General features: G+C 57.3%; 18 protein-coding genes and 1 pseudogene. 17 read left to right on the forward strand and 2 right to left on the reverse strand.

Annotation, left to right across the window (positions count from 1 at the left end):
* Positions 1-24: 24 nt before the first annotated feature.
* From POF45_RS00945 to POF45_RS00990, 10 genes and pseudogenes are all read left to right on the forward strand, one after another.
* The gene (locus POF45_RS00945; RefSeq protein WP_282314787.1) at positions 25-870 is read left to right on the forward strand and encodes a phage antirepressor KilAC domain-containing protein; all 846 of its coding nucleotides are present in this window, start codon (positions 25-27) and stop codon (positions 868-870) included.
* Positions 867-1,199 (forward strand): hypothetical protein, encoded by a 333-nt coding sequence (locus tag POF45_RS00950; RefSeq protein ID WP_282314788.1) that lies wholly within the window; start codon positions 867-869, stop codon positions 1,197-1,199. The genes POF45_RS00945 and POF45_RS00950 overlap by 4 nt, the downstream gene beginning before the upstream one ends.
* Entirely contained in the window at positions 1,199-1,996 is a 798-nt protein-coding gene (locus POF45_RS00955; protein WP_259494447.1) for an LvrA C-terminal domain-related protein, read from the forward strand. The genes POF45_RS00950 and POF45_RS00955 overlap by 1 nt, the downstream gene beginning before the upstream one ends.
* Positions 1,977-2,798 carry an ATP-binding protein gene (locus POF45_RS00960; RefSeq protein ID WP_259494445.1) on the forward strand — a complete coding sequence of 274 codons (822 nt, stop codon included), beginning with the start codon at positions 1,977-1,979 and terminating at the stop codon, positions 2,796-2,798. The genes POF45_RS00955 and POF45_RS00960 overlap by 20 nt, the downstream gene beginning before the upstream one ends.
* Positions 2,798-3,301, forward strand: coding sequence for a hypothetical protein (locus tag POF45_RS00965; protein WP_259494444.1), 504 nt, complete (start codon positions 2,798-2,800; stop codon positions 3,299-3,301). Before POF45_RS00960 ends, POF45_RS00965 begins: the two co-directional genes overlap by 1 nt.
* On the forward strand, positions 3,298-3,858 hold the full coding sequence (locus tag POF45_RS00970; protein WP_282314789.1) for a hypothetical protein: 561 nt from the start codon (positions 3,298-3,300) through the stop codon (positions 3,856-3,858). Before POF45_RS00965 ends, POF45_RS00970 begins: the two co-directional genes overlap by 4 nt.
* A complete protein-coding gene (locus POF45_RS00975) occupies positions 3,855-4,037 on the forward strand; it encodes a DUF1382 family protein (protein ID WP_282314790.1) in 183 nt (60 codons plus the stop codon). The genes POF45_RS00970 and POF45_RS00975 overlap by 4 nt, the downstream gene beginning before the upstream one ends.
* Complete coding sequence (locus tag POF45_RS00980) at positions 4,030-4,617, forward strand: DUF1367 family protein (protein ID WP_282314791.1); 588 nt, start codon at positions 4,030-4,032, stop codon at positions 4,615-4,617. The genes POF45_RS00975 and POF45_RS00980 overlap by 8 nt, the downstream gene beginning before the upstream one ends.
* Positions 4,614-5,223 (forward strand): annotated as a pseudogene (locus POF45_RS00985) (recombination protein NinG). The gene POF45_RS00980 and the pseudogene POF45_RS00985 overlap by 4 nt, the downstream one beginning before the upstream one ends.
* A complete protein-coding gene (locus POF45_RS00990; RefSeq protein WP_282314792.1) occupies positions 5,220-5,801 on the forward strand; it encodes a hypothetical protein in 582 nt (193 codons plus the stop codon). The pseudogene POF45_RS00985 and the gene POF45_RS00990 overlap by 4 nt, the downstream one beginning before the upstream one ends.
* 35 nt (positions 5,802-5,836) lie before the next feature.
* On the opposite strand, the gene POF45_RS00995 is transcribed toward POF45_RS00990, so the two are convergent.
* Complete coding sequence (locus POF45_RS00995) at positions 5,837-6,082, reverse strand: hypothetical protein (protein ID WP_282316044.1); 246 nt, start codon at positions 6,080-6,082, stop codon at positions 5,837-5,839.
* Between POF45_RS00995 and POF45_RS01000 the strand changes: the two genes are divergently transcribed.
* The 6 genes from POF45_RS01000 (at position 6,026) to POF45_RS01025 (ending at position 8,981) form a co-directional block, all read left to right on the forward strand.
* Positions 6,026-6,166 carry a Com family DNA-binding transcriptional regulator gene (locus POF45_RS01000; protein WP_282315982.1) on the forward strand — a complete coding sequence of 47 codons (141 nt, stop codon included), beginning with the start codon at positions 6,026-6,028 and terminating at the stop codon, positions 6,164-6,166. The genes POF45_RS00995 and POF45_RS01000 overlap by 57 nt on opposite strands.
* A gap of 9 nt (positions 6,167-6,175) precedes the next feature.
* Positions 6,176-7,015, forward strand: coding sequence for a putidacin L1 family lectin-like bacteriocin (locus tag POF45_RS01005; protein WP_282314793.1), 840 nt, complete (start codon positions 6,176-6,178; stop codon positions 7,013-7,015).
* A 108-nt stretch (positions 7,016-7,123) separates the two neighbouring features.
* Positions 7,124-7,528, forward strand: coding sequence for a hypothetical protein (locus tag POF45_RS01010; protein WP_282314794.1), 405 nt, complete (start codon positions 7,124-7,126; stop codon positions 7,526-7,528).
* A 177-nt stretch (positions 7,529-7,705) separates the two neighbouring features.
* Complete coding sequence (locus POF45_RS01015; RefSeq protein ID WP_282314705.1) at positions 7,706-8,035, forward strand: MFS transporter; 330 nt, start codon at positions 7,706-7,708, stop codon at positions 8,033-8,035.
* Complete coding sequence (locus POF45_RS01020; RefSeq protein ID WP_282314795.1) at positions 8,032-8,379, forward strand: hypothetical protein; 348 nt, start codon at positions 8,032-8,034, stop codon at positions 8,377-8,379. Before POF45_RS01015 ends, POF45_RS01020 begins: the two co-directional genes overlap by 4 nt.
* A 413-nt stretch (positions 8,380-8,792) precedes the next feature.
* Complete coding sequence (locus POF45_RS01025; RefSeq protein ID WP_282314796.1) at positions 8,793-8,981, forward strand: hypothetical protein; 189 nt, start codon at positions 8,793-8,795, stop codon at positions 8,979-8,981.
* Positions 8,982-8,987: 6 nt separating this feature from the next.
* On the opposite strand, the gene POF45_RS01030 is transcribed toward POF45_RS01025, so the two are convergent.
* Positions 8,988-9,176 (reverse strand): hypothetical protein, encoded by a 189-nt coding sequence (locus POF45_RS01030; RefSeq protein WP_259494429.1) that lies wholly within the window; start codon positions 9,174-9,176, stop codon positions 8,988-8,990.
* A gap of 71 nt (positions 9,177-9,247) precedes the next feature.
* On the opposite strand from POF45_RS01030, the gene POF45_RS01035 reads away from it, so the two are divergent.
* A complete protein-coding gene (locus POF45_RS01035; protein WP_282314797.1) occupies positions 9,248-9,871 on the forward strand; it encodes a putative metallopeptidase in 624 nt (207 codons plus the stop codon).
* Positions 9,872-9,900 lie beyond the last annotated feature (29 nt).

Below are 9,900 nucleotides of genomic sequence, written 5' to 3' on the forward strand. Positions count from 1 at the left end.
GCAACACAACTTGTGGAGCCGAGTATGCACACACAACTCAACACCGGCAATACCCCGAACCATGTCGCGACACGTTTTGTAAATTCTGAAAACGTGTCGCGTACCGAAATCGTTAGCCTTGTAGATGGTGAGGCGGTCACAACCACTCTCGCCATCGCTGCAGGCTGTGAAGTGGATCACGCCAGCGTTATCAAGCTTGCCCGTACCTACCAGTCCGATCTTCAAGAGTTCGGACTTCTGGATTTCAAATCCGAAAGTACAGGAGGGCGCCCCACAGAATTCGCTCTCCTCAACGAGCAGCAGTCGACGCTGATCCTTACCTATATGCGCAACAGCGCGATTGTTCGCGAATTCAAGAAGCGCCTCGTTAAAGGCTTCTGGCGCCTAGTTCACGCCAAGCCAGCCTTCGACTACGCCGCCGCTCTCAATGATCCACGCACCTTGCTGGCCTTGCTCACTGACAACGTGAAGAAGGTTGTTGCCCTGGAAGCGGACAACACCGAGCTTTCCCACGAAAACCTGATGCTCGAGCAGAAGGTCGCCGCCGACGCGCCGAAGACAGCTTTCTTCGACGCAGTAACCGTCACGCACGAAACCTATTCGGTGGCCGAGGCCGCAAAGCTGATCGGAACCGGCCAGAACCGCCTGATGGCGTTTTTGCGTCAGCGCCGCTGGGTCACCATCCGCAAAAACGAACCGATGCAGAGCCAGATTGAATCCGGCTACCTGACTGCAAAGCTCAGCACCTTTGAACACCCCGAGAACGGCAAGACGATCGTTTCCACTCCGCGTGTAACCGGCAAGGGGTTGACCAAGCTCCAGACTCTGTGGGCGCGCCGTGAAGCCGATCTGCTCGGAGGTCCGCTGTGATCACCACCGAACGCCTTCAACTGGCACTTCGTGTTGCTGATCGCGCAATGGCCCATCAGCGCGCCATCGACGATCTGGCCGAAGCTCAGCGCCGCCTGGATCAACGCTATGCCGACTTCTTCGAAGAGCATGGCCGCCCCTTTGACGATCGCCGTCCGATCAATCCGGAAGCCGAAGAGTTCCTTCCGGTCATCGAAGCGACTCGTCACCTCTATATCGCCCGCTGCAACGCTCGCCAAGCCGCCAACGCCGCCAAGCGCAAGCTCAAGCTGGCCGTTCGTGCTGTCGAGCGTTACGACGCGCACACCTTCACACAGGAAGCCGCGTAATGGCTGGAGACTGGATCAAAATGCGCGTAGATCTTCAAACACATCCGAAAGTTTTCCGCATGGTGTCCGCATTGCAAGCGGACAGACTTCGGATCATCGGCGGACTGCACATCGCTTGGAGCATCTTCGACACCCATTGTGATGATGGCGTGCTGGTCGGTTACACCACCGATGCGATGGATGCCGTAATCGGCTGGCCTGGCTTCACTCAGGCCATGATCGACGTCGAATGGGCCGCGCTCGATGACACCGGAAGCCTTGTAATGCCTCGCTTTGACGAGCACAACGGCAAGAGTGCAAAGCGCCGCGCGAACGACAATGAGCGCAAGCGCAACTCTCGTAATGGTGAACCTGTCCTAAAAATGTCCGCTAGTGATGCGGACAAAAAGCGGACCAGAGAAGAGAAGAGTAGAGAAGAGAAGAAAGAACAAGATCAAAAGACTTGCTCGGCAAGCGAGCAGGAAGAACTCTTCTCGAAGTTCTGGGCGCTCTACCCGCTGAAGGTGGGCAAGGCCAATGCTCTGAAGTCGTGGATGAAACTCAAAATCACCGACGACCTGTTCACTGAAATCGTCGGGGGCCTGGCAAAGCAGGTCGTTTGCATTGACTGGACCAAGGAGGACGGCAAGTACGTCCCGCACCCGACAACCTGGCTCAACGGCAAGCGCTGGGAGGACGAGGTCAAGACCACCAGCAATGTGCACCAGTTCCCGAGCAAGTCCCGCCACACCGAACTGGACCAGATCGACCACGCTGCGAATCTTGAGGTGAATGCCGATGGCTCGTATCGCATCTAACATCGTGAGCGTCATCGGCGTGTTCGGCCAGATCCTGGAGTCGCAGAAGCGCCAGTGCCCAGCCCACGGCGAATTCACAGACTTCCTGACTGGTCTTGGCAAGGCTCGCTCGGCGGCGTGGTCTGGCTGCCAGCTCTGTGCTGATGAAAAACGAGTTGAAGCCGATCGTGTCGAGCAGGAGGCGTTGACTCGCGAGAACGCTCGGCGCGCTATCGAATCCCGGATTGGCCGGTCCTGCATTCCGCCACGCTTCGCTGAGCGCAGCTTCACCAACTTCCGCGCCGGCAACCATGGGCAAAAGAGCGCTCTGGCCATCTGCGCCGAATACGCCGAGAGCTTCCCGGCGCACGCCCAGCGTGGCCGCAGCCTGATGCTCCTGGGCAATGTCGGCACCGGCAAGACGCATCTGGCCGCCGCCATCGGCAACCACGTCATGCGTGAGTTCGGCATGACTGCGCTCTATGTCACCGCCGGCGCCGTGATCCGTCACGTCAAGGCATCGTTCGACCGGGACACCGCGCACAACGAGGTGCAGGCCTACCAACTCTTCGCGGCACCGGACCTGCTGATCCTCGACGAGGTCGGCGTGCAGAACGCCACGGAGTTCGAGCGGACCGTAATGTTCGAGCTGGTCAACTCCCGTTACGAAGCCATGAAGCCGACGATCGTGATCTCCAACCGTGGCCGGGATGAGTTGCCGACGTACATGGGTGACCGCGTCGTGGATCGCCTGCGCGAGAACGGCGGGAAGCTGATCTTGTTCAGCTGGGAGTCGCAGCGCGGCAACGGGGAGGGCGCTTGATGAACGCAACAAGACAGCAGCAGATGCTCGCCGGGCAAACGGCCCTGGCACGCAAAGTATTCGAGTTCGTCCCCATCCAGCAGTGCTGGACCGCCCTTGATATTTACAACGCGCTCATAGCCAAAACCAGTAGTGCCGAGTTCCGTCCTGTGCGCGCCTGCCTTGGTCAACTGAAAGATCAGGGCCTGATCCGCGAACCGGTCAACGGCCATTTCCAGCGTACGGCAGCAACCCCAAAACCGAAGAGAGAGCAAGTCATGTCGAAGGAATCGAATCAGGCCGTAGTATCGATCAAAAAGCCCGAGATCGGCGCTCTGGACGCACTGGCTGCGCTTTCTGGTGAGGTGATCAGCCTGTCCGACGAGATCGGCAAGCGCATGAAGGCATTGTCCGCCCGCATCGAGGAGGTTGCACTTTCCGTCGAAACCGAGCGCGAAGGTAATGCAGAGGCGGCCGGCAAGCTCAAGCAGCTCCAAGCCCTGCTGAAGGGGATCACGCAATGAGTGATCACACCGAACTGAAGCGCCTGCTCGACGCCTGCCGTGCCGAAAACTGCAATGGCCCGCGTGAATTCAGTAAGGCCGTCGGTGAATTGTTTGACGTCTGCACGATTGAAACCATTGCCGGCTTGGTCGCCGAAAACGAGCGCCTTGCCGAAGATGCTTCAAGTCGCGCTATCCGCTCGCTGCGTGGTGACTGCCAGGTGCTAGTGGCGAACTGCGACCAGCATAAGGCCGACTTCAAAAACTTCCACCGCAGCCTTTGCGCGCGCTTCGGTTATTTCCATGACGATATCGACTGGCAGCGAGATCAGGTGTCGCTGGAAGAACACATTGCGACCCAGTTCAGCCACGTCAGTGCGGAGAACGCTGCGCTGCGTTCGCAGTTGGAAACTGTGCAGCGGGAAGCGGGGCGGCTTAAGGCCCAGAACGAGGCGCTGCTCGATGCCGTGACGCGAATAATGCATTCCGCCCGGCTTGGTGATCCCGTCTTCGCAATTGCCTGCGAAGTCGTGGGCGAGCTGAGTGCTGCCGCCACGGACAAGGGAGAGCAGTCATGAAGACTCACCCAAAAGATCTGCATAAGTCCATGGAGACTGCGCAAACTTTCGCCAAAGCCGGAGTGCTTTTCGTCTGCGTCCCTGCGATGAATGCGAGCGATTATTCCGATCTCGTGCATCTGGCGAAGGAACGCATTGGGAAGCTAGCCGACGAAGCAGAGGATGCGCCTCATGGCTGAGCTCGCACTGATACGCACGGCCCAGGGCCTTGTGCCAGCCACTGAAGCCGATCGTGAAACCGTCCAGAAATGGAAAGCTGGCCAGGTCATTCACGGCAAGTTCACCCGCATGCGCAATGGCAAGTTCCACGGCAAGTTCTTCTCGATGCTCGATCTGGCGTGGGAATACTGGGAGCCGGTCGGCGGGCTGATCCCGCGCCAGGAGATGCGCGGCATTCGGGGGCTGGCCAAGTTCTTCGAAGCGCAGAGCGGCAAGCCAGGGCAACTGTCGCACGCGGTCGCGGCGTACATCTCTGGCCTTGAGTCGGCCCGCGCCGAACGCTTCCAGTGCGTGGACAAGTCCCGCGAAGCTTTCCGTGAATGGGTGACGATCGAGGCCGGCCACTTCCACCTGGTGCACACGCCCGAAGGCATCCGCAAGGAAGCCAAGTCGATCAGTTGGGCCAACATGGATGACACCGCGTTCGAGCCGCTTTACCGCGACGTCTTCAACGCCTGCTGGCGGTTGGTGCTGTCTGCGCATTTTGAGAGTGAAGCTGACGCGCTTGCCGCGGCTGATCAGTTGGGGAGTTACGCATGAAGCGCACTCCACTACAGCGCAAAACCCCGCTCAGGTCTGGCGCTTCACGGCGAAAGCGCTGCCCAGAGTGTCGAATGATGTTCGTACCTGCGCGGAATGGCCAAGCCGTATGCGGAGAGATCAAGTGCGCCATTGCTTATGGGCAGTCGGAGAGGGGGGCGGGCAACCACGCGCAAAGCCTTGGCGGATGTCGGGCGTCGCGAGATCAAGGTTCGCAAAGAAAAGCTGAAGACCCGGGCCGACCACATGCGCGAAACCCAGGTCGTGTTCAACGAGTGGATTCGTTTGCGTGACGCTGCGCTGCCATGTGTGAGCTGTGGCCGGCACCACCAAGGTCAGTGGCATGCCGGGCACTACCGGACTGTGGGAGCGAGCCCGGAGCTGCGCTTCGATCCGCTCAACGTCCACAAGCAGTGCGCTCCCTGCAATAACCACCTGTCTGGCAACGTTGTGAATTACCGGATCTCGCTCCTACAGCGGATCGGCGCCGCGAACGTTGAACGGCTTGAAGGGCCACACGAGCCCAAGCGCTACACCATTGAACAACTGAAGACCATAAAGTCCGAATGCCGGGCACTAATCAAGGAATTGAAGGGGGCAGCATGAAGATAAATTCCGCGCGCCAGGCATGGCACGACTGTAACTACAATCCGGCTCCTGGCCAAACTTCGGACGCCGCAGAGTTGGGTGTCGTTGTTCAAAAGACAGAGCGCGGCCCAACTGCAAATCCGGCGATCCATGGGGCACTGGCCGGTCATATTCAGTCAGCGATAGCGCGGCTTCAATTTCAGTTGCGCGCCTTCGGCAACGCCATGTATGCGGCCGAGCCGAGCGATGATGACCAGGAGGAGGCCGAAGAGGCAGTTTTCAATCTGGCTTGTTCGTGGGTAGAACGCATGACCGCCAGTAAGCGGGAGCGGGCCGAGTATGTCGCCAAGGGTGTGTTTCGTCGTTACCGGTACATGCACCAAGGAGGGCAGTCATCCAATCCTGATCCGCTGATCAAGCCGGAAGTGTTCCGCGCCTGGATGAAAGAGGAGTACGAGGTAGAGCTTCCATCCGCCGCATGGGGCAGAGATTGGGCGCCTTTCGTACAGCTTTGTTTCGACGCCTGTCACGACATTGACGCTCGTGCGTTGAGCTCAATTGGCGGGGTAATTAACAAGATGAAAGAGGCTGCTTGACTTCCCGCACGGCTGAGGGCATGATTTCCCCATAGTTAGTATTTTGCCTTCGGCAACTTACTCGAAAAAGCCGGCCATAGAGCCGGTTTTTTTATGCCCGCCAGAAAGCACAGAGCCCCGACAAGTTCGGGGCTTTTTGTTACCTGAATAAAGCAATTTGCAAAAGGAATTTGCAGATGTTGAAAGAATGCAGATGTGGAAATTGCAAACGACTTCTCGCCCGCGTGGGTGAGTTTACCGAGCTCCAGATCAAATGTTCCCGATGCGGGACGTTGAATCATGAGAAGGCCACGAGCCTCGAGCAATCGCCTTTGAGCGACATGAGTGCAGCTAAGGCCGCACGCACCAATCATTCGACTCAATAGGTGAAATTTATGTCTTACACAATGACCCCCTTCACAGGTAGCGGTACCGCGATTTTGCCCCCGCGCCATGTCATGAGCGTGAACCAGTTTTTGCAATCGCCGAATAAGCGCTATCGGCTCATTTTTCAGGAAGACCAAAATCTCGTCATGTACGATGGCGATAAAGCTGCCTGGGTGGCAGATGCAAGCAGTGCTTACGCCGGCCAGATGACTTACAAGTGGAAAGCTGTAGAGCGTCCCGAAGTGTTTATGAACTACGGGCTGGTCGTTAACGACTTTCTGAGACAGCGTATCTGGCAAACTACCAATACCATTCCGCCAGGCGGCGACAAGTATTTTGATATCGCCGCGCAGCGCTCCTATTTGCAGCTGCAGGATGATGGCAACCTGGTAATTATCGACTCCACCGTATTCTGGGCAAGCAACAGTGCAATCCCCGTGACCCCGGATCAGCCGGCCATCATCATTCCTGCCGGAACCACACTCGAAGTCGATAAGCGTTATGTCTCGGGCGGCACCACCCTGATTTTTCAGTCTGACGGTAACCTTGTCGTATCGAATGGCCCTTTGGGCGTTCTTTGGGCGAGCTGGACACAGAATAAGGGCGCCACACGTGCTGTCATGCAAACTGACGGGAACTTTGTCATTTACAACGCGAGCAACGTCCCGCTGTGGCAGACAGGTACGGCGGGTCAGCCCAATGCATACGCCCGCATCCAAACCAATGGCAGTTTTTCGATTGCGGCGGAGCTACCCGCTTGGGCTCGATTCGGCTATACCCCGACACTCAAGCCTGTTCGATTCCTGATCGAGTACGGCCCTTACACAGTTTTCTCCTACAAGTGGTGATGTGTGCTGTTTAACAACGGAACATAACTCCCTCTTCGGTCTCGTTTTTGACAAGGCCTTTTTCAACTGAGCGGAAGGCACCAGTTCCTTTCGCTCAGCAAGAAAGCCTTGAGCTTCGAATCCATCGCCTCTGAGCGACATGCAAGCGGAATTCTCCGCGACCAATCAATCGACTTAAAAGGTGAAAAAATGGAACCAGTTACTATTGGTGCAAAGTTCTACAGCGCGGACGTATATGGCGTTGACGCGATTATCAAGCCAGCTGACAACGTCACAGGCGCCGTAATTCGTACAGCCTCTGTCAGCGGCACGGTGCTTTCCGGTCTTATCACCGGCACCGTGGCTCCGAAGCATGGCTCTGACTATGCAGGGAAGCCCATCCTGATGACTCTTGGTAGTGGCTCTCAGAATCTTTCGTATCCGATCCAACTGCCGCCTGGCTATGGCCTGTGGATCACTGCAAACAGCAGCAGCCCGAGTCGCGCTTGCGTGACTTACGATCTGCTTCCTTAAGGAGCGAAGGGCTGCATAAGCAGCCACTTGTTTTTGCCCTGTGGTTACGTGACAGGGTTCAGGCCTCGGCATTTGCCGGGGCTTTTTTCGTTTTCAGCTCCACCACACCCATCGCTCTGAGCTGGGAGTGCTGCTGGGGCCGACCTATTTCAAACATGCACCCACGGAGTCGAGCGCATGGATCTATTTCACCGCCTGCTCGACAAGATCGAGTGGGTCATCGCGGGCCTCATTGGTGCCATCGTCGCCAGCTGGTGGCACAAGGAAGACCTAACCGACTGGCGTGCCTGGGCCAAGTTTCTATTCACCGGCATTGTCTGCGCGCTTTACCTCACTGGCATGGTGAGCGCCTACCTTGGCGTAACCGAGCCGAGCATCGTTGCCGGGATTGGTTTTCTCCTGGGCACATTCGGCGGTTCGCTTCTGCTGGCCGTCAATCGAGCGATCAATGCCGCTGACCTCTGGGCTCTCATTCGCCAGCGGTTCGGGGGAGGCAATCCACCATGAACTACGAACTGATCAATTCCATCGCCGTTGGCCTGATCTCGCTCTGGGCCACCTGGTGTGTACTGAGCGGGAAGGTGAGGGACGGCATCCTCGGGAAGCTGATTTACTCGACCATCGCCATCAGCGGGTTTGTAGTCATGGCCCGAAGCCAGAACATCTTCTTCGGTCCGACCACCGCCGGGCTGACGCTGCATGTGTCCCTGGCCCTGGCCGGCGCCCGCCACATCTTCATGGTCACGTTCTGGAAGCTGGTGAAGGTATGGCTCTGTCGGACGCTGAACTGTGAGCACTGCCTGGCGTGTGACAAGCACGGCCCGGGCGAGAGCGACCGCCGGAAATCATAAGTCGGAGCGTGCAGTTTTTTTCTTCTGTGCTTATTGGCAGAGGTGGTGTAGCGGACCGGCTTATGAGCGCAACGCGTGCCATGTCGTGCACACTGATTCGAGCTCATCTGTCAGGAGAGCCAATTGCTCCTCATTGATAATGCCCGCTCTCTTTAACGATTGGTTATAGCCGGAAGCCCCATTCTTCAGCGTTAAAAGGTGGGCTTTATCTTGGGCTACAGCCAGATACCTGTAGTTTGCGCGTGCCTGTGACATGGCGGTGGCTGCGTCAGTGGGCATGTCTTGCTCGATAAAAATCAAAGAAATAGAGATTGCCGATTATGCGCGTTATCAGCCAGCAAATGAATAACTGACTGCTATAGCGCGACACGTTTCGAGAATTAACAAAACGTGTCGCGACATTGGAGAAGGGCATGAGCAACGTCACCCGCCTGCGCCGCGCTCTACCGATGGGCGCAGATATCAACAAGGCGCTGACCGATCTGGATGGCGCCATCGCCAAGGCGGTGAGTGCTGCCAAGGATGCTGGCTTGCCTCAGGGCTTGGTCGTATCTCTGTTGCACGGGCATGCCCAGGTGCAGACCAACGTCATGGTGGGTTGAAACGCGTTACGACTGCTCGTAATCGCGATAAAGCTTCTCCAATGCTTGGCCGTACTCTTCCTCGGTGAGCTTGACCTTGAGCGCGGCCATTGTTTCGCTTGCGTTGGCTGCGGCAGTCACATCACTTTTGTTCTTTCGTGCTGCCCATTCCCGGGCAGCCTGTATTACCAAGCTCTCAGTGATGCGCTCGATCATTCAAATTTCCTCTATGAGTTGATCAGATGCCTAACCATAGACCAGTAACTAGTAGTGAGAGGGGCGCACCGATGAAGCGGCCATATCCGCCTGCGTCTTTGCTTGAGCTGTCCGAACTATCGAGCTTCAGTATGCAACTGATACCAGCTCCCGAGGTATGGGAATGGCTCCAGACCGAGATTCTTGCCGGCACCGGCAGCATTCACAACGAAGACCATGCCCATCTACTGGATGCAGACATCCGGGTTATGTGGGCATCGTCCCACTTCGAGAAGCAGGGCCGCACAGTATTGGGCCAGGCCGAGCAGGTAGCGTTCCGCGCCGGCGGTTGGCAGAAGGCCCGGATGGAACAACAGATGCGCGATTGGTTTGGCGATGTGCCGGCCTTCATCATCACCCTGGCCGCTGATTACTGCGCCCAGTGTTCCGACGCTGACTTCTGCGCCCTGATTGAGCATGAGCTCTATCACATCGCCCAGGCGACCGATAAGTACGGTCAACCAGCCTTCACCGAAGAAGGCGCACCCAAACTGAAGCTGCGCGGTCACGACGTCGAAGAGTTCGTCGGTGTGGTCCGCCGCTACGGTGCAAGCCCTGACGTTCAAGCGTTGGTGGATGCTGCAAACAGTCCTGCTGAGGTGGGGAAATTGAACATATCGAGGGCCTGCGGAACCTGTCTGCTCAAGTCGGCCTGATTCCATGACAGGTATTGACGGATGAAAAC

This window comes from Pseudomonas fungipugnans, from assembly GCF_029955235.1.
Lineage (GTDB): Bacteria > Pseudomonadota > Gammaproteobacteria > Pseudomonadales > Pseudomonadaceae > Aquipseudomonas > Aquipseudomonas fungipugnans.